The organism is Sphaerobacter thermophilus DSM 20745 (assembly GCF_000024985.1).
Classification (GTDB): Bacteria; Chloroflexota; Chloroflexia; order Thermomicrobiales; family Thermomicrobiaceae; genus Sphaerobacter; species Sphaerobacter thermophilus.
Genome location: NC_013524.1, coordinates 972,938 through 996,664, shown reverse-complemented (window position 1 = coordinate 996,664; position 23,727 = coordinate 972,938). Strand labels below are relative to the sequence as shown.

Annotated in this window: 19 protein-coding genes; 11 read left to right on the top strand and 8 right to left on the bottom strand. The window is 67.4% G+C overall.

All coding sequences use genetic code 11. The features are described from left to right. Positions 1–95 precede the first annotated feature (95 nt). On the top strand, positions 96–869 hold the full coding sequence (locus STHE_RS16535; protein WP_012873744.1) for a RibD family protein: 774 nt from the start codon (positions 96–98) through the stop codon (positions 867–869). A 273-nt stretch (positions 870–1,142) separates the two neighbouring features. Here the strand turns inward: STHE_RS16535 and STHE_RS16530 are convergent, their stop codons facing one another. Continuing rightward, a complete protein-coding gene (locus tag STHE_RS16530; protein ID WP_012873743.1) occupies positions 1,143–1,757 on the bottom strand; it encodes a DedA family protein in 615 nt (204 codons plus the stop codon). Between the two features lie 155 nt (positions 1,758–1,912). On the opposite strand from STHE_RS16530, the gene STHE_RS16525 reads away from it, so the two are divergent. From STHE_RS16525 to STHE_RS16495, 7 genes are all read left to right on the top strand, one after another. Next, positions 1,913–2,665, top strand: a complete 753-nt coding sequence (locus STHE_RS16525; protein ID WP_012873742.1) for a class I SAM-dependent methyltransferase — start codon at positions 1,913–1,915, stop codon at positions 2,663–2,665. Between the two features lie 207 nt (positions 2,666–2,872). Next, entirely contained in the window at positions 2,873–4,600 is a 1,728-nt protein-coding gene (locus tag STHE_RS16520; protein WP_012873741.1) for a CocE/NonD family hydrolase, read from the top strand. Between the two features lie 209 nt (positions 4,601–4,809). After that, positions 4,810–6,477 (top strand): ABC transporter substrate-binding protein, encoded by a 1,668-nt coding sequence (locus tag STHE_RS16515; RefSeq protein ID WP_012873740.1) that lies wholly within the window; start codon positions 4,810–4,812, stop codon positions 6,475–6,477. A gap of 111 nt (positions 6,478–6,588) precedes the next feature. Further along, the gene (locus tag STHE_RS16510) at positions 6,589–7,524 is read left to right on the top strand and encodes an ABC transporter permease (protein WP_012873739.1); all 936 of its coding nucleotides are present in this window, start codon (positions 6,589–6,591) and stop codon (positions 7,522–7,524) included. Positions 7,525–7,540: 16 nt separating this feature from the next. Then, positions 7,541–8,416 carry an ABC transporter permease gene (locus STHE_RS16505; RefSeq protein WP_012873738.1) on the top strand — a complete coding sequence of 292 codons (876 nt, stop codon included), beginning with the start codon at positions 7,541–7,543 and terminating at the stop codon, positions 8,414–8,416. 34 nt (positions 8,417–8,450) lie between these two features. Continuing rightward, positions 8,451–9,308, top strand: coding sequence for a M55 family metallopeptidase (locus STHE_RS16500; RefSeq protein ID WP_012873737.1), 858 nt, complete (start codon positions 8,451–8,453; stop codon positions 9,306–9,308). A gap of 133 nt (positions 9,309–9,441) precedes the next feature. Next, the gene (locus STHE_RS16495; protein ID WP_012873736.1) at positions 9,442–10,632 is read left to right on the top strand and encodes a CaiB/BaiF CoA transferase family protein; all 1,191 of its coding nucleotides are present in this window, start codon (positions 9,442–9,444) and stop codon (positions 10,630–10,632) included. Between the two features lie 162 nt (positions 10,633–10,794). Here STHE_RS16495 and STHE_RS16490 read toward each other — a convergent pair whose 3' ends face one another. From STHE_RS16490 to STHE_RS16470, 5 genes are all read right to left on the bottom strand, one after another. Further along, positions 10,795–12,195: an NAD(P)/FAD-dependent oxidoreductase gene (locus STHE_RS16490; protein ID WP_012873735.1), complete on the bottom strand. Its 1,401-nt coding sequence runs from the start codon at positions 12,193–12,195 to the stop codon at positions 10,795–10,797. A gap of 326 nt (positions 12,196–12,521) precedes the next feature. Beyond that, complete coding sequence (locus STHE_RS16485; RefSeq protein ID WP_012873734.1) at positions 12,522–13,373, bottom strand: ABC transporter permease; 852 nt, start codon at positions 13,371–13,373, stop codon at positions 12,522–12,524. Beyond that, a complete protein-coding gene (locus STHE_RS16480; protein WP_012873733.1) occupies positions 13,370–14,284 on the bottom strand; it encodes an ABC transporter permease in 915 nt (304 codons plus the stop codon). Before STHE_RS16480 ends, STHE_RS16485 begins: the two co-directional genes overlap by 4 nt. A 159-nt stretch (positions 14,285–14,443) precedes the next feature. After that, positions 14,444–15,661: an ABC transporter substrate-binding protein gene (locus tag STHE_RS16475; protein WP_012873732.1), complete on the bottom strand. Its 1,218-nt coding sequence runs from the start codon at positions 15,659–15,661 to the stop codon at positions 14,444–14,446. 128 nt (positions 15,662–15,789) lie between these two features. Continuing rightward, complete coding sequence (locus STHE_RS16470) at positions 15,790–16,932, bottom strand: ABC transporter ATP-binding protein (RefSeq protein WP_012873731.1); 1,143 nt, start codon at positions 16,930–16,932, stop codon at positions 15,790–15,792. Positions 16,933–17,479: 547 nt separating this feature from the next. Between STHE_RS16470 and STHE_RS16465 the strand changes: the two genes are divergently transcribed. The 3 genes from STHE_RS16465 (at position 17,480) to STHE_RS16455 (ending at position 20,520) form a co-directional block, all read left to right on the top strand. Continuing rightward, positions 17,480–18,121 carry a hypothetical protein gene (locus STHE_RS16465; protein WP_012873730.1) on the top strand — a complete coding sequence of 214 codons (642 nt, stop codon included), beginning with the start codon at positions 17,480–17,482 and terminating at the stop codon, positions 18,119–18,121. A gap of 222 nt (positions 18,122–18,343) precedes the next feature. After that, positions 18,344–18,748 carry a hypothetical protein gene (locus tag STHE_RS16460; RefSeq protein WP_012873729.1) on the top strand — a complete coding sequence of 135 codons (405 nt, stop codon included), beginning with the start codon at positions 18,344–18,346 and terminating at the stop codon, positions 18,746–18,748. Between the two features lie 116 nt (positions 18,749–18,864). Continuing rightward, positions 18,865–20,520 (top strand): amidase, encoded by a 1,656-nt coding sequence (locus STHE_RS16455; RefSeq protein WP_217155932.1) that lies wholly within the window; start codon positions 18,865–18,867, stop codon positions 20,518–20,520. Between the two features lie 139 nt (positions 20,521–20,659). On the opposite strand, the gene STHE_RS16450 is transcribed toward STHE_RS16455, so the two are convergent. Then, positions 20,660–22,930, bottom strand: coding sequence for a copper resistance protein CopC (locus STHE_RS16450; protein WP_012873727.1), 2,271 nt, complete (start codon positions 22,928–22,930; stop codon positions 20,660–20,662). A gap of 10 nt (positions 22,931–22,940) precedes the next feature. Next, positions 22,941–23,600 carry a YcnI family copper-binding membrane protein gene (locus tag STHE_RS16445; protein ID WP_012873726.1) on the bottom strand — a complete coding sequence of 220 codons (660 nt, stop codon included), beginning with the start codon at positions 23,598–23,600 and terminating at the stop codon, positions 22,941–22,943. Between the last annotated feature and the right edge of the window lie 127 nt (positions 23,601–23,727).

Below are 23,727 nucleotides of genomic sequence, written 5' to 3'. Positions count from 1 at the left end.
TGCCGCCGCAGGTTGGCAAGCGGCGTGCCAACCGGCAAGGCGCGGCCTGCGACGTGCGGTGGCAATACCGGACACACCGCTGAAGGAGGGATCGCGTGGAGCCACCGCGCCTGCCCGCGCTCGGGGACGCTGCCACCGAGGATGTCCTGCGGGAACTCGCCCGCCCGCCCGAGGGCGCGGCGCCGTCAGACCGCCCCTGGGCGACCGTCGCCTACGCGCAGACGCTCGACGGGCGCATCGCCACGCGGAGCGGCGACTCCCGCTGGGTAAGTTGCCCCGACTCGCTCACCTTCGCCCACTGCCTGCGCGCGGAGCACGACGCCATCCTCGTCGGGATCGGCACCGTCCTGGCCGACGACCCGCGCCTCACGACCCGCCTGGTCGCGGGTCCCAGCCCGATGCGGGTCATCCTCGACTCGCGCCTGCGCCTGCCCCTGGACGCCGCGGTGCTGCGCGACGGCGCGGCGGACCAAACGCTCGTCGTCACCACCGCGCAGGCCCCGCCGGAGCGCCTAGACTGCATCCGCGACACCGGTGCACGCGTGATCGTCGCCACAGGCCACCCGGGTGGAGGGGTCGATCTCGCCGACGCCTTCCATCAGCTTCGCGAGTTGGGTATCCGGACGCTGCTGATCGAGGGCGGCGCGCGGACGATCACCGCTGCGCTCCGCGCTGGAGTCGTGGACCGGCTGGCCGTCTGCATCGCCCCCAAGATCCTGGGCGCCGGGATCGAGGCAGTCGGCGACCTGGGCATCGACCGCCTGGCCGACGCCCTGCCGCTTCAGCGCCGCCGGGTCCTCCTCGCGGGCGACGACCTCATCCTCATCGGCGACATCTGCCCGGACAGCGGCGAACCTCCGCGCCGCTAAGGAGGCGCGTCTTACCTCGTGTTCGACATAACTTGTAAATCATGAACGTTGACGAGTTAGCCCGGTATCCCCGCCAGCAGCCCGCGACCGCCTCGTGTCATCCTGAGCGAAGCCGGGGTCGGCTCCGGTGGATCACGGTAATTCGTCAAGGTTCATTCGATGACAAGCCCGCTGCACCTCCGCAGCGGGCGATCGTTTGCTCCTCGTTGGGATGGTGGGGTAGGGAAGGGGGCACGCGGCTCAGGTTGTGGCGAACTCGCGCCGTGGGAGCGCTCAGCGGCGCGAGTCGCCCGGCTTCATCCGGTAGCGGTAGAGCCAGTACACGCCGCCCCCGATCACAGCCAGCACCAGCAGGACGAGCACCACGTTGGAGTAGGTCTCGACCCAGTGGCTCACCCGCTCCCAGTTTCGACCCAGCAGCACCCCCGCGCCGATCAGGATCAGGTTCCAGATGCTGCTGCCGATCACCGTGAGCACGCTGAAGCGCAGGATCGGCATCCGCATCGTCCCCGCGGGGACCGACACGACGCTCCGCGCGATCGGCACCACTCGCGCGCCGAGCACGACCCAGTCACCCCAGCTCCCGAACCAGTGCTCGGCCCGCCCCAGCAGCGCCTCGTCGATCCGCAGAATGTGGCCGTAGCGCAGCACCAACGGGCGGCCGCCCCACCGCCCCAGCGCGTAGAGGACGAGTGCACCGGTGTACGACCCGGCGGTCGCCGCCAGGACGGCAAACCAGAGGTTCATCTGCCCCCGCCCCACGAAAAACCCGGCCAGCGGGAGCACCAGCTCGGAAGGGATCGGCGGGAAGAGATTCTCCACGACGAGCACCAGCCAGAGCCCAAGGTAGCCCAGCGACTCCAACACCTGTGTCGTCCACTCACTCATGCCGTTCCCTTCCCATTCACGTCATTCGAAGTCAGCGCCGGTGCCGCCGCGGGGCGCTCCCACGGCACCCGGCTGCTCGACGAGCAGGTGATCCGGGACGTAGTATGCACACACGGCCGGCATCCCGGCAGTGACGAACGCGAAAGGGTCTGCTCATGTCCGACTCCCAGACCTCGCCCGGCAGCCAACCTGCCTGGCAGGAGGACGACTCGACGACGTTCATCCGCTACGGCGACGCCATCACCCCCTCACGCGCCGAGCACGTCGCCCTGCTCACCTCCCTGATCCCGGTGCGGCCGGACGAGCCGTTCCTGGCGGTCGACCTCGCCTGCGGCGCCGGTGGGTTGAGCGCCGCGATCCTGGAGCGCTTCCCCGCCAGCCAAGTCGTGGCGCTCGACGGCTCCCACCGCATGCTGGACGAAGCGCGCCGGCGGCTGGCACCCTATGCCGGTCGCGTCGACCTCCGCCACTTCGACCTGTTCGCCCGCGACTGGCTCGACACGCTCCCCGGCCCGGCCCGCTGCTTCGTCTCCTCGCTGGCGATCCACCACCTCGACGGCCCCGGCAAGCAGCGGCTGTTCCGCGACCTCTACGACCGCCTGGAGCCGGGCGGCGCACTGTTGATCCTGGATCTGGTCGAGCCGGTCAACTCCATCGCCCAGGCCGCCTACGCCGCCGCGTGGGACGCCGTGGTGCGGGAGCAGACCGCCGATCTCCCCGACGGAGCGGAGATCTACGCCTTCTTCCAGAACGGCTGGAACCACTTCGCCGACCCCGACCTTGAGGTCGATAAGCCATCGAGGCTATTTGACCAGTTGGTCTGGCTGCGCGAGGCCGGCTTCGCCGCCGTCGACTGCTTCTGGCTCCGCGCAGGCCATGCCCTCTACGGCGGCTATCGTTCACCGTAGCGCAGGAATCGGCGGCCAAGGGGATGTCAGGCCGCCGATTCCTGCGGAGTACAGCAACACCCGGTACCTTGCGCGTCCGTTACCTTCATAGGGTCGATCGCGACCATAATCGGCTGCGTGACACGAAGTGCTTGGACATCTCCGGCATCATCTGATATAGTGCGCCGGGTTTGGAATGGGACATCGGGTGATGGGTGTGGGGGCAGCATGTCCGAGATGACACCGCGCCAGCGGTTCGAGGCACGGCTCGCGGCCGCCGGGGATACCGGGACGGTCTTTGAGGTCGGTATCCCGATGCGGGATGGTGTGGAACTGGCGGCCGACATTTATCTGCCGGACGCATCTGCTCTCCCGGCTCCGGCCATCGTCCAGATCACGCCATACGACAAGAGCAACCCGACCTTCTTCCCGGTGGAAGGCCGGTTCTACCAACAGCACGGGTACGCGTTCGTCGTCGTGGACGTCCGGGGTCGCGGCAAGTCGGAGGGCGAGTGGCGTGCCTTCGTCAACGACCCGCGGGACGGCTACGACATTATCGAGTGGGTCGCGGCGCAGGACTGGTGCACCGGCAAGGTCGGCACCACCGGCCTGAGCTACATGGGCTGGACCCAGTGGGCGGCCGCGTCTGAGCGCCCGCCGCATCTGACCTGCATGGTGTCGACCTCGGCCGCGGGGCGGTGGCAGCAGGAGATCCCCTACACCTCCGGCGTCTTCCAGCTCTACTTCGGGTGGTGGGTCCACATGGTGCGCCGGCGCATCAATGAGTCGTACAGCCTCGCGCACACGGACTGGGATGAAGTGCTGCGGCGCCTGCCACTGGAAGCAATCGGGGAATTCATCAACCCCACCGGCCAGACCTGGCGCGACATGATGGACCACGACACCCTCGACGACTTCTGGAAGGCCATCCGCTTCGACGATCGCTATGCCAGCATCGACGTCCCGTGTCTCCACGTGACCGGATGGTACGACCTGGAAGACCTCCTCGGCGCCTTCCACCACTACGAACATATGGTGCGCTACTCGCCCGCGCGCGACACCCAGCGCCTCGTGGTCGGTCCCTGGAGCCACCTCGGTTCGCGCTATCCCAACTCCCGCTACCTCGACATCGACTTCGGCCCGGACGCAGCGCTGGACATGGACCAGTTGCACCTCCAGTGGTTCGACTACTGGCTCAAGGGCATCGACAACGGCATCCTCGATACGGCACCCGTCCGCCTGTTCGAGCCCGGCACCAACGTCTGGGTTGAGGCGGACCACTGGCCGCTCGCCGAGCGCGAGGAGGCTCTTTACCTCCGCTTCGACGGCGCGGAAGGCTCCCTCACGGCCGACCCGCCCGCCGATGCCGACCCGGACCGGACCTACCGGTACGACCCGCTAGACCCGGCACCGACGCAGATGGACGTCCGTCGCTACCCGATGGAGGAGGTGCCGCTCGATCAGACCGCGGTCGAAGCGCGGGACGACGTCATCGTCTACACCAGCGAGGTCCTGACGGAGCCAGTGGTCATCTCCGGCTGGCCGCGGCTGGAACTCTTCGCCTCCAGCGACTGTGACGACACCGACTGGCACGTAAAGATCACCGACGTCCACCCGGATGGACGCTCCATCAAGGTGACCCAGGGCTGCCTGCGCGCCTCGTACCGCGATTCGCTGGAGTCGCCGACGCCGCTCACGCCGGGCGAGCCCACCCGCTTCACCGTCGAGCTGTGGCCCACGCACCACTGCTTCCTCCCCGGCCACCGCATCCGAGTGTCGATCACCAGCAGCGACTTCCCCTGGTTCGCCCGGAACATGAACCGGTTCGGGCCGATCAAGTGGGCGACGAATCCTCGTATTGCGAACAACACCGTGCACCACTCGCCAGCGTACCCGTCGCGGATCCACCTGCCCATCGCACGCGGGTCGGTCGGGTCAGGCGGGGACGCAGGGTAGAGCGAAACGACGAGCGTGCAGGCCGACGTGCCCGGTGGCAGAGGGGTGGAACCACCGCCGCCTCCGCCCCTGCGATCAGGCAGGCCTCGTGCTGAAACCAGGCACTGCCCGGGTCATGCTGGCCCGGGCAGCGATGGATGGCGCACCGGCGCGGTGCGCCGGTCAGGTAGCGCCGAACCGACGGCGCACGGAGAGAGGAGATGAGTGACATGGGCCTGGACATGGAAGGCAAACGAACCACACGACGGCAGTTGCTCGCGGCCGGGCTGGGGCTCGGCGCCACCGTCGCCGCGATGCCGCTGCTGGCCGCGTGTGGTGGCGGGGACAGCGAGGGCGGCAGTGGCGACGGCGGCTCGTCGGCCGACGCCACGCAGGGCACATCCGGCACCCCCGGCACCTCCGGTGACAGCGGGAGCGAGGGCGAGCCGAAGTACGGCGGCAAGCTGACGATGAGCCTCGCCGACCGGGATGTCACCAGCTTCGACCCGATCATCCCCACGGACAACATGTCGATCTGGACGATGGTCCTCATCTACGACCAGCTCGTCCGCAACGCGCCCGACGGCCAGTCGGTCGAGCCGGGTCTGGCCGAGACGTGGGAGGTCAGCGACGACGGCCTCACCTACACCTTCAACCTCCGCGAGGCGACATTCCACGACGGCTCGCCGGTCACGGCCGAAGACGCGGTCTACTCCCTGCTGCGCGCGGTGCAGGAGGAGGACTCCCAGTGGGGCTGGATCTACCAGGGGGTGGACACCGTCGAGGCCACGGACGAGCGGACCGTCACGGTCAAGATGAGCCACACCTGGGCGCCGTTCCTGGCCGACGTGGCGCTGTTCTCCTCCTCCATCATCCCGAAGAAGCTGCACGAGGAGCGGGGACCGGCCCTCTTCGACTCCCCGGTGGGGTCTGGACCCTTCCAGTTCGTCTCCTGGGAGAAGAACACCAGCATCAAGCTGAAGAAGTGGGAGAACTACTGGGATCCGGAGCGGCCCTACCTCGATGAGCTGGAGTTCCTCGTCCTGACCGACGCCAACACCCGCATGCTCAAGTTCCAGGCGGGCGAGCTCGACATCGCCACCGACGTCCCGTTCAGCCAGCTTGAGGCGCTCGAGGCGAACCCGAACTACACCATCCTGACCGACGGCGCCGCGCGGTTCGACTACATCGGCATGAACCACACGCGCAAGCCGTTCGACGACAAGTTGGTGCGGCAGGCGATCAACTACGCCATCGACAAGGAGGCCATCATCCAGTCCGTCCTCTTCGGCTACGGCGAGATGGCCAACACGATGCTGCCGAAGATGCTCTACCACGCCGACCACGTCGAGGGGTATCCCTACAACTTGGAAAAGGCCAAGGAGCTGATGGCTAGTTCCAGCGCCCCCGACGGGTTCACCGCCGAGTTGATCATCTCCTCCGGCGACCCCGTGGCGCAGCAGGTCGCGCAGCTCGTGCAGTCACAGCTCGCCGAGATCGGCGGCACGATCAACATCCGGCTGGTCGAGCCGGGGAGCGCGACCGACGACATCCGGGCGCTCAACTACGACTGGTCCAAGTCCTACTACACCACCGACATCATCGACCCCGACGAGCTGGTCACGTTCGGCATGGTGAGCGACGGCGGCACCAAGGCGGTCTGGACCGGGTACAAGAACGAGGAGGTCGATCGCCTCGCCCGCGAGGCAGCCGCGGAGACCGACCCGGCCCGTCGCGAGGAGATGTACCACCGGATCCAGGAACTCACCACCGAGGACGCGCCGGTCATCCTGCTCTACTACCCGACCGGACGCACCGCGGTGCAGAAGTACATCCACGGCTTCCGTATCCTGCCGACGGGGAACTACCGCCTGTGGGACGTGTGGCGGTCGGAGTGAGGTCCGACCCAGTGGGCCCGTGCGGGCGGCGCGCCATAGCGCGCCGCCCCGCGGCCCTCACCGGCCCACCGGACCACCACCGATCGGGGGACAAGACGGGAGCTCCGCCGCATGAGTAGATTCGTACTCCGCCGTCTGATCCAGATGGTCCCGGTCGTCTTCGGACTCACGGCGGTCATCTTCTTCATGATCCACCTGGTGCCCGGCGACCCGGCGGCGATCATGCTCGGGACCCGCGCCACGCCCGAGAATGTGGCGCAACTGCGGAGGAATCTCGGCCTCGACGAGCCGCTCCTCGTTCAGTACATGTTCTTCCTGCGCAACCTCGCCACGGGCAGCCTGGGCGACTCGATCTTCTACCGCGAGCCCGTGCTCGACCTCATCCTCGACCACCTGCCGACGACGCTGATGCTTGCCACCAGCACCATCATGCTGGCCGTCATCATCACCGTGCCGCTGGCGACGCTGGCCGCCCTGCACCGCGACCGGCTGGCCGATCAGGTCGTGCGGGGCTTCTTGCTCGTCGGACTCGCCATGCCGTCGTTCTGGGTCGGGATCAACCTGCTGCTGCTCCTCACCGTCCGGTACCGCATCTTCCCGGCGGGAGGCTTCGGTGACGGGTTCTTCGACCACCTCCGCCACCTCTTCCTGCCGGCCCTGACGATTGCACTGTCGATCTCGGCCGTGCTGGTACGGAACCTCCGCAGCAGCCTGATCGACACGCTGACGGCAGATCACGTCCGGACGGCCCGGGCCAAGGGGCTGTCGAGCCGCGCGGTCTTCTTCTGGCACGTGCTCCGCAACTCGGCCATGTCCACGGTGACCATCCTCGGGCTCAACCTCGGCTACCTGATGGGGGGCACCGTGATCATCGAGCAGGTCTTCGCACTGCCGGGCTTGGGGCAACTGCTGCTGACCTCGATCTTCGGGCGCGACTACCCGGTCGTGCAGGGGATCACCCTGGTCTACGCCGTCCTGGTCATCCTGGTGAATCTCATCACCGATCTCGTCTACGCGGCGCTCGATCCGCGCGTGAGCCTGGACTAAGCAGGGGGGAGGGGATGTGAACGCATCCACGAACGTCGTCGGCCGCGCCGGGCTCGGCGCGGCGGAGCAACTGGCGCCGCGGTCCCGTCGTCGGATCAGCCCATCCCTGATCGCGGGAGCGGCTATCCTCGGGGTCGTGCTGGTCGCGATCATCGTGGGCCCGATGCTCTCGCCCTATGACCCGACGGAACCGGTGCTCACCGAGACCTTCGCCGGCCCCAGCCTGCGCCATCCCCTGGGGACGGACAACTTCGGGCGCGACATTCTCACCCGCATCCTCTACGGCGGGCGGGTCGACCTGATGATCGCCTTCCTCGCCACCTCCGTCACCGTCGTCGTCGGCAGCATCCTGGGCGCGATCGCAGGCTTCTACGGGAAGTGGTGGGACACCATCATCATGCGCATCGTCGACATCGCCATCGCCTTCCCCTTCCTGGTGCTGGTGATCGCGATCGTCGCCATGCTCGGCCCCAGCCAGAACAACATCTTCGTCGCCATCTGGCTCGTCGGGTGGATCGCCTACGCCCGGATCGTGCGCGGCGAGATCCTGGTCGTCAAGCGTCTGGAGTACGTCGAGGCGGCGCGCGTCGTGGGGCTGACAGACCGGGCCATCATCCTCCGGCACATCGTGCCCAACGTCATCACGCCCGTCGTGGTCTTCGCGATGGCCGACATGGTGCTCAACATCCTGGTGGCCGCCTCGCTCTCGTTCCTCGGCCTGGGGACCCAGCCGCCCAACCCGGAGTGGGGGCTGATGATCGCCGAGGGGCGCGACTTCTTCCTGCGGTCCTGGCAGCTCACCACGATCCCCGGGCTTGCCATCCTCGTAGTCGGTACAGGGTTCAGCCTCCTCGGCGATGGGCTCGCGGATCTCCTGCGCCCAGCGCGGTAGGGGAGGGGAGTGCTCGCAGAAGGGATAACAGGTCATGAAGATCGTGATCTCCGCGGACATGGAAGGCACGACCGGGGTGGTGGAGGGCATCCACGTCCGGCCGCCCGACCAGGCGAACCCGGCCGGGTCGAGCGCCGCGGAGTATGGCTGGGCGCGCCTCACCATGACGCGGGAGGTCAACGCCGCCATCGAGGGCGCGCTGGAAGCCGGGGCCGAGCAGGTCATCGTCAACGAATCGCACGACGGCATGCGCAACCTGCTGCCGGAGGAGCTACACCGCGAGGCGCTCCTCATCAGCGGCGCGCACAAGCCGTTGAGCATGGCCCAGGGCGTCGATGAGCCGGGTGTGGCCGGGCTCATCTACACCGGCTACCACGCCAAGGCCGGCACCCCCAACGGGGTCCTCGCGCACACCTACGTAGGCTTCATCCGGGATGTCCGCCTGAACGGCGTCTCGGTCGGGGAGTACGGCATCAACGCCGCCGTCGCCGGTCACTTCGGCGTCCCGGTCATCATGGTCACCGGCGATGACCACACCGTGCGTCAGACCCAGGAGCTCCTCGGGGAGCGCGTGGTCGGCGTCATCGTGAAGCGCGGGATCGGCACGAACTCCGCCATTCACCTGCACCCCGCGAAGGCCCGCGACCTGATCCGCGAAGGGGCCGCGGAGGCCGTCCGGCGCATCCCGGAACTCAAGCCGTACAACCCGGGGTGGCCGTGCCGCGTGGAGGTCGATGTCGACCATCAGGTGCAGGCGGACCTCGCGACCATCGTCCCGGGCGTCGCCCGGAACGGCGAGCGCGGCTTCGTCTTCACCGCGGAGGATGGCGTGCAGTTGGTTACCATCTGGCGCGCCGTGCTGAACGCCATGATGACCCGCTTCGCCGTCTAGCGCCCATTCCGCCCCTGGCTCGCCCCGCGCGGGGCGAGTCAGGCGCTGGGCCATCGCCCGCACTCCGGCGGGGTGTGGTAGGCTACGCCCGAGAGACCGCAAATCGGGGCCCTGGGGGAAAGGGTTTGAGGAGATGCGCCATCCGCTCGATGGTATCCGCGTGCTGGACCTGTCGCGCGTACTCGCCGGGCCGTACTGCACGATGATGCTGGGCGACCTGGGAGCCGAGGTGATCAAGGTCGAGCAGCCGGGCAGGGGCGACGACACCCGCCACTGGGGTCCGCCGTGGGTCGGCGGCGAGAGTGCCTACTACATGGCCTGCAACCGCAACAAGAAGGGCATCACCGTCAACCTCAAGGACGAGCGCGGCAAGGAGATCATCCGCGAGCTGGCGCGGCAGAGCGACGTCGTCGTCGAGAACTTCAAGGTCGGCGCGCTCGACCGCATGGGGCTGGGCTACGAGGCACTAAGCGCCCTCAACCCGGGCCTGGTCTGGTGCTCGATCACCGGCTACGGCCAGGACGGCCCCTACGCCGACCGCGCCGGGTACGACGTCATCGCCCAGGGTGAGGGCGGCATCATGAGCGTCACCGGCGAGCCCGACGGCGAGCCGATGAAGGTCGGCATCGCCATCGTCGACATCACCACCGGTATGTTCGCCTGCAACGCCATCCTCGCCGCCCTCCGCGTCCGCGACCAGACCGGCAAGGGCCAGAAGATCGACATGGCGCTCCTCGCCTCCGCCGTTGCCTGGCTGGCTAACGTCGGCAGCGCCTATCTCGTCACCGGCGAGCTGCCGAAGCGCTACGGCAACGCCCACGCCAACCTGGTGCCCTACCAGACCTTCAAGGCTCGCGACCGCTGGATGACCGTCGGCGTCGGGAACGACCGGCAGTTCCAGATCCTCTGCCGCATCCTCGGACTGGAGCATCTGGCGACCGACGAGCGCTTCGCCACCAACCCGGCCCGTGTCGCCAACCGCGACGAACTCATCCCCATCCTGCAGGAGGCGTTCGCCACGCGCGACGCCGACGACTGGCTGGAAGAACTCTCCGCCGCCGGCATCCCCTGCGGGCCGATCAACACGGTCGATCGGGTCTTCGCCCACCCGCAGATTCAGCACCGGAAGATGGTGGTCGAGGTGCCCCACCCGACGATTGGCACGCTGCGGATGGCCGGGCCGCCCTACATCTTCTCCGAGACGCCCGCGACGGTGCGCTCACACCCGCCGCTGCTGGGCGAGCACACCGACCTCGTCCTCCGCGAGCGCCTGGGCTACTCGGACGAGCAAATCGCCCAGCTCCGCGCCGAGGGCGTGGTGTAATACCTGCCTTGAGACCCTGTCATCCTGAGCGAAGCGAAGGATCTCGCGCTGCGGCTGCGTCCCTATCAGAGATCCTTCGGCTCCGCCGAAGGATGACAGGAATAGCGAGGCGTTACCCGCAATGGGTACTAGCCAACTCCGTGCACGGGTCGCCCATCCCGCTCAGTGCCGCCCCAATCGCTCGACCAGAGAGCGGCCACTCGGCGGACGGCCGGTGCGCTCGGCCTGCTCGTCCAGGCGGGCGAAGCCTCGCTGCACGTAGCGCACACCGAGCCAGCGCAACGGCTCCGGCTCCCAGTCAGGCGAGCGGTGCCCGATGACCGGCAGCACTCGCAGCGGTGACGGGGTGTCGCAGATCAGGTCCGCCAGCACCCGCCCGGAGAGGTTGGAGGTTGCCACCCCCTGGCCGGTGTACCCCCGGGCCGTGGCGATGCCGGTTGCGCGGTCGTAGGACATCGTCGGCATCCAGTCACGCGGCATGCCGAGCGGCCCGCCCCAGTGGTGGGTAAAGCGGATCCCGCGCAGCATCGGGAACCACTCTAGCGTCATCCGCCGCAGCATCTGGTGCGTCGGCTCGTGGCGGTCGTAGGAATCCTCGATGCGCGAGCCGAAGTGGTACGGCGCCCCGCGCCCGCCGAAGACGATCCGCCCGTCGCGCGTCCGAGAGAGGTAGTCGACACTGAAGCGGTGCGAGCCGATCGTCTCGCGGTTCTCCCAGCCGATCTCAGCCCATTGCGCATCGCTCAGCGGCTCGGTCAGCACGATCAGGGAATAGACCGGGATCAACTGGCGGCGCAGCCCGGGCAGCCGTGAGAGGTAGGCCTCCCCGCACAGAACCACCACCTCGGCGCGCACATCGCCGCGCTCCGTGATCAGCCGCGGCCGGCTGCCGGGCACACCCGCCTGACGCGGCTCGAAGGCGGTCACCCGCGTCTGCTCGTAGATCGTCCCGCCCAGCCGCTCGACCACCCGCGCCAGCCCGCGCACCAGCTTGCCGGGATGGATCACGGCGCAGTCGGGGGAGTAGAGCGCACCCCGCACATCGGTGATCCGCACCCGCTCGGCTACCTGCGCCGCGTCGAGGCGGGTGTAGTGGTCGGCGATACCCAGCCGCTCGTACGTCGCCAACGCTTGGTCTAGCATCGGCTCCTGGTGCGGGCCCCGCGCCACCCGCAGCGTGCCACCCTTGACATAATCGATATCGAGGCCCTCGGCCTCCGCCACCCGGCCGACCTCGTCGACCGACTCCCGCATCGCCGCCAGGAGCGCCCGCGTTCGCTCCGGGCCATAGCGCCGGGCCAGCTCCCCGGCGGTCACCGGGAAGCCCGCGCTGCACCACCCGCCATTCCGGCCGGAGGCACCGAAGCCTGCGATCTCGGCCTCGACGACCGCGACACGCAGCGACGGCTGACGCCGGAGCAGGTAGTAGGCAGTCCAGAGGCCGGTGTAGCCGGCACCCAGGATCGCCACGTCGACGTCGATCGAGCCGTCGAGCGGCGCCCGCGGCGTCAGATCGTCGCCACACGTCTCCAGCCAGAAGCTGTAGCTCGCGTAGTTCTTCACCAGGCTCTCTCCCCCAAGCGGATGGCTTTCGCCACCACCGGCACCCTACACTCGACTCAGCGCGTTAGAGTAGGCGTATGTGCGCCCCTCAGGGGCCGGCAAGTCCGGGCCCCTATCGTCCAGTTCCCGCGGACGCTTCATGAGGAATCCGCGATCCCTCGCCCCTCAAGCACCGTTCATCGCCTCGTGTGTTCGCAGCTCCACCCGTCCCGCCCAAATGAGTCATTGCGAACGGCCACAACGCCTGGCTTGGCTGCACCACCACCACCATCACTCTCGTAAAGACGCTCGCCGCGACCCATGGAGACGCGCCGGTCACGACGCCGTCACCCGCGAGAACGTCGCCGCAGCAGTTCGGACGAGAGCAGCACCACAATGGAGAAGACGATGAGCATCGACGAGACCGCGGCGATGGTCGGGTCGATCTCACTCCGGAGACCTTCAAACATCCGCATCGGCAGTGTACGACTGGTCGTACCAGCGATGAAGAGCGCCACGATCAACTCGTCAAACGAGATGATGAAGGCGAAGAGTGCACCCGCGAAGATACCCGGAGCGATCAGAGGCAAGGTCACGTAGCGAAGGACAAGTAACCGGTTAGCTCCGAGGTTCGCCGCAGCATGCTCCAGTCGCACGTCGAACCCGCGGAGCGTCGCGCTGACATTCACGATGACATAAGGAACTGCCAGAATCGTGTGGGCGACGACAAGGCCAACGAAGCTCTGGACGAGGTGCATGGAAACGAAAATCTGGTACACCCCGATGGCCACGATAATACCGGGGACGACCATCGGTGCGACAACAATCGAGTTGATCAATTCCTTTCCACGGAATGATCCCCTCACCAACGCCAGCGACGCAGCTACCCCCAGGACCGTTGCGAGAACCATGACGACCACCGCTACCTGGAGGCTTCGCAGTGCCGACGTCGTCCAGTCCTGGCGGGAGAAGAAGTTCTCATACCACTGGAGCGACAGCCCGGGGGGAGGGAAGGTGAGGTACTGGGCGGCGCTGAAAGACATGGGGATCACGATAAGCACCGGCGCGACCAGAAAGAGCAGAACAGCAGCGCTGAAGACCGTCAGCGCGATCTTGAACCAATCGACCCGCCGTTGTGGCCGGTGCGACTGCGCACCGCTGGATGAGATGGTCCTCAATGCGTCCGCGTCGAGGCTCACGAAACGTCTCCCCCAAACATCTTGTCGAGGCCCAGGAGCCGGTTATAGATGGTCATGATCACGATGGTCACCACGAGGAGCACCAGTGCAAGCGCAGAGGCGAAGGGCCAGTTGAGCTGCGTTCGGATCTGCTGCTCGATGAGCTGAGCGATCATGAGGTCTTTGCGACCTCCCATGAGAGCGGGTGTGATGTAAAAGCCCAGGCTCAGGACAAACACCAACAGGACCCCAGCGCCAACTCCAGGCAGACTGAGCGGCAGGAAGACTCGCAGGAATGTCTGCACCGGGCTGGCGCCGAGGTTCTGAGCGGCGCGCAGCAGACTGCGGTCAATCCCGCGCATGACCGCGAAGAGGGGGAGGACCATGAACGGGAGGAGGACGTGCACCATCCCAACGGTAACCCCCACGCGGTTGTACATGAGCGCGAGTGGCTCCTGGATCACACCGAGCTCAAGCAACCAGCGGTTGAGAACGCCTTGCTTCTGCAACAGGACCATCCAGGCGTACGTCCGAACGAGGATGCTGGTCCAGAACGGAACCAGGACGAAGATGATAAGGATGCGAGACGCACGGGCGCTCAGCGTCGACAGGAAATAGGCGAGCGGATAGGCCAAAAGCAGGCAGATGACCGTGACGAGGGCGGCGATGCTAAGAGTCGTCTGCATCACGCGCAGATACACCGGCACCGAAAAGATGCGTTGGTAGTGCTCCAACGTGAAATCCGGGTCGAAGAAGCTCGTGACCAGCAGACGGCCTATCGGATAGACGAAGAGGGCGAGGAGGGCGATCAGGGTCGGCAGGAGCAGCAGAAAGTAGCCGAACTGGACGCGCCAGCGCTGGATCGCAAAGCGCCGATCCCCAAGGGCCGACGCCGTTGGCATTGCCATGCTCTCGCGCTCCGCCAGTTTCACGTCACGGATCCTCTCTGCCAGCTCACCAGGACACCGTCTTGCCTCGCCCCTCCCCGCCTCGAGCTCAACGCTGCCCCACTGCCATCAGGCCAACCGGATCGCAGCTTGGGCGATCCGGAAGAGGGCTCTCGCCGGGACGTAGACTGGGCGAGACGAAGGCTATTCGAGTATCCAGCTCTGGAATCGCTCGGTCGCCTCGTCCAGATTCTTCTCCCACCACTCGAAGTTGGTGACGATCTGAGACTGCTTGAGTTCCGGTTCGCTCGGAAGCCGCCTGGCCAGCTCTTCGTCGAGATAGTCAAACGCCTTCTTGTTCACCGGGCCGTAGGGGATAAGGCGTGCCAGCGCGGCCGTGGTCTCCGGACGTGTGGCGAAGTTGATGAAATCCATCGCCACATCCTTGTTCTTGGATCCCTTGGGAACCACCCAGGAATCAGCCGTCAGCAGTCCCTGATTCCACTGGATAGCGACCTTGGCGCCCTGCTGCTGAACCGTGTCGATCCGGCCATTCCAGGCAGACGCCATGTCAACTTCCCCGTCCGTCAGGAGCTGCGCCGGTTGAGCCCCAGCATCCCACCAGACGGTCACCGCCTCTTTGATGCGGTCGAGTGACTTGAAAGCCCGGTCCATGTCCAGGGGGTAGAGTTGGTCGGGATCGACGCCGTCAGCGAGGAGCGCAAACTCCAGCGTGGTCGTCGGATCGTTGTAGAGCGACCGGGCACCAGGGAACTTTTCCGTGTCCCAGAAATCGGCCCACCCTTGGGGGATATTGTCACCAGAGTACTTGTCAGTTCGGTAGGCTAACACCGTCGAATAGTAGATGGCTCCGACACCCCACGGCATGAGGAGGTCTTCGTAGAGATCCGTCGTATCGACAATGTCGTAGTCAATCTCCTCGAGCAGTCCGTGGTTGCCGTAGTTCAGGACCCCCTCCGTGCCGGCGTCATAGACATCCCACTCGACGTTGCCGCTTTCCACCTGGGCCCTCAGCTTGCCGCTGTCAGAGGTGTCTTCGGCAATCTCACAGCCGGTCAACCGCATAAACGGCTCGAAGATCGCCTTCCGCTGGGCATCTTGATAGGCACCTCCCCAGGAGGTGACGACGATCTTGCGCCCTTTCCACTTCTCTGGGTTGTCGTAACCGGCGACTTCCTTAACCAGGACCTCGTCGGACGCATCGGAGGATCCACTGGAGGCGGTGTCACCGCTCCCGCCGTTCGACGACGCGCTGCCACTGCCATCGCCACAGGCGCCGAGAACCACCGCACTTGCAGTGGCGGCCATCATGTAGCGTAGGAACTGCCGGCGACGCATCTGACTCCGCATATCGAGGAGCTTCATCAGGCGTAACGCGCGTTCCTCATCACTCAGCCCCATAGTCCCTCCTCCTTGCTCCACACTCGAACGTCGCTCGAACCCCAATCACCTCGACCTTCCGGAGGGTGACAGGCAATCCTCCGGTAGGCTCCCCTTCTCCGATGAACCGTTGGCCAAGTGACGTCGGCTTAGCTCACCTGCTGGCTGTTGCGACTCACGATGACGACATCCGTGGAGTTCCAAGCCAAGTGCACCGACTCGCCACGGCGCCAGTGCCTGGTGCCATCCTGGTTCTGCTCCTTGGCCACCAAGTAGCATCCGTCCGCGACTCGGACGCGAAGCTTGCTTGAGTCACCCACGTAGATCACTTCGTCGAGGATCCCCTGGAGAACGGTGTCTTTCCCGTCCGGCGTACCGACTCGAATGCGCTCAGGCCGCAACGCAACGCCGATCTGCTCGCCGGGCTGCAGCTCCGCGCCGGAAGGGAGCCGCACACGGAACCCCTCACGGGTGATGAGTACGGATGCGCCATCAACTGTATCCACACGCCCCTCCAGGAAGTTCGAATCGCCAAGGAAGCCGGCGACGAAGGCGCTGGCAGGGCGCTCGTACAAGTCCCGCGGACTCCCAACCTGCTCAATTCGCCCATCGCGCATGACCGCGATGCGGTCGGACATCGTGAGCGCTTCCTCTTGGTCGTGGGTCACGTAGACCGTGGTGATATTGGTTGCTTCCTGAATGTGCTTGATCTCGAGCTGCATCTCTTCGCGCAGCTTCTTGTCGAGCGCACCAAGCGGTTCATCCATCAGGAGGACTGGGGGGCGAAACACCAGCGCGCGGGCCAACGCGACGCGCTGCTGCTGGCCACCCGACAGCTGACGCGGGTAGCGCTCACCGTAACCCGAAAGACGGACTAGGCGGAGAACCTCGTCCACCGCTTCCTGGATGCGATTCCGTGACCACTTGCGCATCTTGAGCGGGAAGGCAATGTTCTCGGCTACCGTCATGTGTGGGAACAGGGCATAGTTCTGGAAAACCATTCCGATGTTGCGCTTATGGGGCGCACGGAAGGCGATGTCGTCACCGTTCACGAGGATCTGGCCACTGGTCGGCGTGACGAAGCCGGCAATCATCATGAGCGTCGTCGTCTTGCCGGAGCCGCTTGGACCGAGCAGCGTGATGAACTCGCCCGGAGCGATATCCAGGGTGACTCGATCTGCCGCAACGACATCTCCATAGGTCTTAGTCAGGTCAATCAGTTGAAGTCGAGCTCCGGCCAAGCCGGCCTGCGCAGTCTCCGTAGACGGAGAACCACTTCCCGTCACGACCATCTCGCTGTTCTCCGAGGTCTGAACCACACCCCAAGGCATAGCTCTGCGTCATGCGAGCACGGACCGAAGCGAAACGGCGGCAATGTCGTTCGGTGGGAAGTGCGAGATATCGGCTCGAATGATCAGGGTTCCGCGTCTCGCTCGGGCCGGCACACTCACCCGGAGCGGCCAGCACGGCGCCCACAACGCGCATTTCGCAAGCTGGTGGCTGCATCATAAACCAGTCGTCCGAATGTCGTCAACGGCTTGCGAAGGGGAGTTTCGCTCAGTTTCTGTCCATCCCTTGGGACTCCGCCAGCGTGAAACGGCACACCGAGCCGAGAAGCACTGGATCGGAGACTGACAGGAAACGAATCATTCTCTCCCAACGCGGCGGGGCACATCTCTAACTACCTTCGAAAGCCGAGCCCGGAGGACATCGCTCCGATCGGGATGACGCGAGGTGGTGACCATCTATCAGTCCACGGCACAGGGTATGATCCGTGCGCGTGTTCGCGGGCAGAGGCCCGCGGCGGTGGAGCACCGGAGACGTGCGAGAGGAGCATCAGTGAGCCAGGAGCCCGAGCAGGACCGGCCCGAATCCGGCCAACCCGTGCCGCCCGATCAGTCGCCCGCGGCAGAGGACGCCGACCCGTCGTCCCGCGCCTTCCTGGACGCGGTGCGGCGCACTGCCGGGTGGCGGGTGTCACCGCGCGAGGTCGCCGCCGCCGTTGAGGCGATCGAGACGTCCGGAGGCACGCCGACGCCGGAACGGGTGGCGCGGGTCGCAGCCGCCTCGCGCGGCGAGCGGAGCCAGCGGCAGCGTCGACACGCCGACCTCTGGCGGTTGCTCGGTGCGCAGCTCGCCGTGCACGGGAAGAGGAGCGACCCGGAGGCCCAGCGGGCCTTCGTCGGCCGCGCACGCGCCGCAGCGGGGGAGGGGAGCGACGCGCTAATCCTCCGCGTGGCGCTCGAAGTCGCGGCCAACCAGGGACCGCTCGACCCTCGCAGTGTCGGGGAGATCACCCGCTGGCTGCTGGCGAACGTCGGGGACGACCTCTCCGACGAGGCCCTGACCACGCGCGTGCCCGAGGCGATCGCGGCGCTGGAGCGCTCCCGCGCGGAAGCGCGCCGCAGCGGCCGCCGCCCTGCCCGGCGATCAAACCGCGCGCCGGGGCGGCGATCCGCCCCTCGCCGACGACGCCGCTGAAGGTGCTGACCAGGAGCGCGGGCGTCTTGCCCGTCCCCTGCACGTAAGCTCTCCTCTCCCAAGAGCCTGCCCTGAGCGAAGCCGAAGGGTTGGGAGGGGCAGGGGGGAGGGTCGCGCCCGCGCGGATTGGAGCCGGCACGATTCCGGCGCTCCAGGACCACGCCTCCCGTTCCGACGCTGTGATATCCTGCCGGTGGCAGTCCCGCAGCAATGGAGATGGCAATGAGCGACCACCAGCACCCAGTGCGCCGCCCGCCCGGGGACGACCCAGCCCAAGACGACGACGCTCTGTTCCTGGACCCAGACGAGCGGGAGGAGTCGCAGGCCATCGTCGGGACCGATCCCTTCGTGGAGGAATATCTCCGCTCCCCCTACGACCCGATCAACGCCGCGCGCATGGAGGGCCGTCTGCTCGGTGAGGTCATCCGCCGGCCGCCGCGGTCACGCTGGATGAGGGCCATCGCCGTGCTGCTCGGCGTGGCGCTCGTGGCCGCCGGAACCCTCGGCATCGGCGTCGTCCTCGGAGGCGGGCCGTTCGACCCGACGGGGCTGGTTATGGCGATCGTCTTTGCCGTCGCCGGCCTCGGCATCCTGTGGCGCGTGCTGGGCCAGCCAGGCGTTCGCTGACCCGCACCACCCCCGCAGTTGGAGCCTCGTCACCAGAATGGCGATCCGCGCCGATCTCGGTTAACATAAATCCAGGCGTCTTGCAACCCGATACGCGCAGGCGAAAGGGGCATCCCATGCCGCGTCGAGCAGTTCGTGCGACGATGAATCGGCGCAGCTTCATCGGGCTGGTGATGTTTGCTACCATGGCGCCCACACTCGCACGCTGGGCGCAGGCGGTGCCGCCCGCCGCTCTGCAACGACGCACGGGAGGGGATGTGGATCTGGCGAACCTGGAGGAGGTCACCATCGCCGAGCTGCAGGCGGCGATGGAGGAGGGGGAGTTCACCGCCGTAGAGCTGGTCAATGCCTACATCGAGCGTATCGAGGCAATCGACCAGGACGGCCCACGGCTCAACTCGATCCTGGAGATCAACCCCGACGCACTCGACATCGCGCAGGCGCTGGATGAGGAACGCCGGACCAGCGGCGCGCGGAGCCCGCTCCACGGCATCCCGATCTTGCTCAAGGACAACATCGACACCGCCGATCGGATGCGCACGACCGCCGGGTCGCTGGCGCTGATGAACTCGACGCCGGCCCGCGATGCGTTCATCGTCCAGCGCCTGCGCGATGCCGGGGCGGTGATCCTGGGCAAGACCAACATGAGCGAGTGGGCCAACTTCCGCTCAACCCGTTCCTCCAGCGGGTGGAGCGGTCGGGGCGGGCAGTGCAAGAACCCGTACATTCTCGATCGCAACCCGTGCGGGTCGTCCTCCGGCTCCGGCGCCGCGACCGCCGCGAACCTCACCGCCGGGTCGATCGGCACCGAGACGGACGGCTCGATCGTCTGCCCGGCGACGGCCAATGGCGTGGTCGGGATCAAGCCGACGGTCGGCCTCCTCAGCCGCAGCGGGATCATCCCGATCTCCCACAATCAGGACACGCCCGGCCCACACGCCCGCGTGGTCGCCGACGCCGCCGCGATCCTGGGAGCCATGGTCGGCGTCGACCCCGAAGACCCGGCCACCGCCCCGAGTGAGGGGCGCGCCTACACCGATTACACGCAGTTCCTCGACCCGAACGGGCTTCAGGGAGCGCGCATCGGCGTGGCCCGGCAGAGTGTCACCGGCTACAGCGAGGAGACCGACCGGCTCTTCGAGCAGGCGATCCAGGCCATGCGCGATGCCGGGGCGACCATCATCGATCCGGCCGACATCCCGACCATCAACGAGATCACCACCGGGCCGACCGAGTTGACCGTGCTGCTCTACGACTTCAAGCACGATCTCAACGCCTATCTGGCCGCCCGCAACGACCCGGATATCCGCACGCTCGCCGACCTGATCGCTTTCAACGAGGAGAACGCCGAGCAGGAGCTGCGATGGTTCGGCCAGGAACTCTTCCTGATGGCGCAGGAGAAGGGTGAGCTGACCGACCCGGAGTACATCGAGGCGCTGGAGACGAACCACCGGCTGGGCCGCACGGAGGGGATCGACGCCGTGCTCCAGGCGCATCAGCTCGACGCCATCGTGGCCCCGACCGGCAGCCCGGCCTGGACCACCGACCTGGTGAACGGCGATCACTTCCTGGGCGCCAGCTCTTCCCCGGCCGCGATCGCGGGCTACCCGCTCATCAGCGTGCCGATGGGCTTCGCGTTCGGCCTACCGGTCAATATCACCTTCATGGGGACAGCTTGGAGCGAACCGACGCTGATCCGGCTGGCCTACGCCTTCGAGCAGGCCACCAAGGTGCGCCGCCCGCCGCAGTTCCTCCCGACGCTGGCGGAGTAGGGGAGGGTGGAGCGTACTGCGTATTGCGTGTTGCGTGGTTCGTGGTTCGTCATACGTCATGCGTCCCTCTCACCCCCGGCCCCTCCCCCCTGGTGGGAGAGGGGCGCACCACGGGTGACGTATGACGCATGACGCATGACTATTCTGGCTCCTCGATCGTCACCGGCGCGTTGAAGTCGCTGAAGACGCTCGTCATGTAGTGGCCGGGCGCCATCATGACCTGCTGGCGGATCAGGTAGTCGGTCGTTCCGATCCAGAGGCGGAAGCGAGCGGCGGACGCGGGATCGAGGAACGCGACCACGAAGCAGTCGACCCCGTCGATCTCTTCCCGTCCGAGGACGGTCACCTCCGTCGCGTCCGTGGCGAAGTCGTAGGCGGGCCAGCGGTACCCGCCCCGGGCCGGCCAGGCGCTCTCCTGCCACGGGCCGGTGCCCTCCCGGTCGAAGCGCCGATCCCCGATCGCGATCGTCTCCCGGTGGACGGTTGGCGTCTGCACGATGCTGTGCATGCGGTCCGGCGCGGCATAGCGGAACTCGGTGACGACGGTCGCTCCACCGTTGCCCAGTTCGTTATGCTCGCGCAGCGAGCGCAGGCCGTTCATCGCCTGGTCGGCCAGGCTCAGGATCGCACCGGCGTCCGGCACCGGCACCGTCAGGTCGAAGGGAGCCGCCGCCTCCGGCTGACCCGGCAGGGTGACGAGCACCTCCAGGTGCCAGGCACCGGGCGGGGTGAGGATGACGGTGCCCCGGTAGCGCCCGTTCTCGGCCTCCATCTGCGTCACCGAGCTTGCCCCGTCCCCGTCGCTCGGGCGGGCGCGGAGCCGAACCCGCGCGTCGGTGACGGCGTTGCCGGAGGAATCCATGAGGCTGACCACGGCTTGATTGGCGCCCGGCATGGCCGGGTCAATCGCGAGGGTGACGAGGGTGGAGCCCGCGTTCTGCGCCAGCGTCACGGCGGGCTGCGAGAATGCCTGCGGCGCGGCCGCGTCGGGCGTGGTCCCACCCGCGGTGAGTGCAGCCGCCTGACGGGAGGGCGGGAGCGCGGTCAGCACCCCGACAACGGCCAGGATCGCCACGCCGAGCAGCGCCTCGGCGCCGATTGTCCGGGTGAGATCCCGCGCGACCGCATCGGCTCCCTTGGGCGGGTGTGGGTTACTCACGGCCGCAGCGCGGAGCCGGGGCCGCAGCACCAGCAGGTTGACGGCGGCGAAGCCGAGGGTCACGGCGATCAGCCCGAGCTTCACCAGCAGCGCAACGCCGTAGCCGGTGTCAACCAGCGCCGCCGGGTTCGGCACGTGAGCCCAGGTGGCGTAGAGCCCGGTGAGGATCAGCAGCTCCACACTGACCAGGGCCAACGTCGAGAAGCGCGGCATGGCCCACGCCAGTACCGCGAGCCGCTGCGCGTCCGCCCGCGCGGCCAGTGCCGGGCGCACCGCGGCGACGACCGCTGCCAGCCCGCCGAACCAGGCGACCGTGGCACCCAGGTGGACCCAGTCGGCCAGCACCGAGAGCCAGACCGGCTCCGTGGCCGCCGCGTGCCCGTTCAGACTGGTCAGCAGCAGGAGCACCGCACCCAGCACGAGTGCCGTGATCGCCCAGGAGCGAGCAAGCCGCTTCGAACGCCCGCGCCGCACGGCCGACCAGGCGAGCATCAGTAGCAGCACGGCCAGGACCAGGCGTCCGGCCCAGCGCGCCCCGTAGCTGCTCAGGACCAGGCTGCGGAGCACCTCGCCGCTCAGCCCCGCGGAGAGCGACCCGCCGACGCCGACCGCCTGCGCCAGGAGCAGAAGCGGCGCGGCGACGATCACGATGCCGGCCCCGATCCGGCTGACCCGCCACAGCCGAAGATCGATCTCCGAGTCGCGCAGCCGGCCGAGCACGACGACCCTGAACACCAGTGGCCCCAACGCCACGACGACGCCGAACAGGTGCAGCCAGCGCGCAACCGCGGCCCAGGCCCTGCCGCTGGTATCCACGGTCGTGGTCGCTCCGGCCGGGGCCACACCCCCGGAAGGCGCGCCGACGCTGAACTGGAACGACCCGCCCACCGGGTGCGTGTCGGCCGAGATGGCCCGCCAGCGGACCTCGTAGGTGCCGGGGGTGTTCGCCGTTAGGGTTACCTGCAGTTGGGTCGCATCGTCCGCTGCGACCCGCGCGTCTCCGCCATCCACCCGCGCCCCGTCCGGGCCGGTGACAACCACGGCGTCGGGCGGGGCCTGGACCGGCTCGGAGAGCCAGATGCGCACCATCCCGGGCGCCGAGCCGACCACCGAGCCGGGCGCCGGGTCGGCCCGGACCAGCACCGCGTGGGCCTGCGTGCCGGGAACCGTGAACAGGCAGAGGAGCAGCCCGAGCAGCACCGCGCCCACGACCCATCCGGCGCGGTGCCTTCTCTCGTTGCGCTCGCTCACCGGTCGCCGCTCATGCGGATCGCCGGAGCCGTGTGACAGAGAGGACAACACCGACGACTCCCACCCCCAGGGCTGCGACCGCGAGCCAGAAGGTACCAGCGTCGCCGAGCGGGCCACTCCCGGAGTCGGAGGCGGTTGTCGCGCCGCTATCGTCCACGCCGGCACTCTCATCCACCGGCACCGTGTCCGCGTGGCCGCTCATGTCAGCGGCACCCGCCACGATCGTCGTCACCGAGGCCGGGTATTCGGAGCCGGGAGGGCCTTCCCAGGAGACGACGCTCCCGTCGGCGTAGGTCTGATGCGCAACGAAGACAAGTTCTCCGGGCTCCTCCGGGTTGGCGGCAACGAAGGCGAACTCGTCGAATTCGCCCGGTCCAATCGAGCCACCCGACCAGATCACGCCGGTGATGTTGCCGGCCGCATCCCGCTGGACCTCATAGGTCCAGCCCGGCTTCGGCTGGAAGCTGCTCACCCGCAGGCCCTCAGGGAAGATCAACTCCACCTGCACCGTGGGGATGTCCTTCTCGGTCGGCACCCGCACGGTGTACTTCTCGAACGAGCCCGCGTTTGCCTCCCGCGGCCACACGGTCACATGGGCACTCGCTACGCCGCTCACCAACAGCAGCATCGTGACCCCGATGACAGCGGCAACCACGGTTTGCTTGATCATGACGCCCCTTTCTCCCAAACCCCCGCTTCCGCGACGCGCTGTCTTGCCGCCATCAGCTTGACGGTTTACCACCCTCACCCGGAGGGCCGCGCCCAGAGCGGCGCGTCCAGGTGCTCGGTTGCCGCCA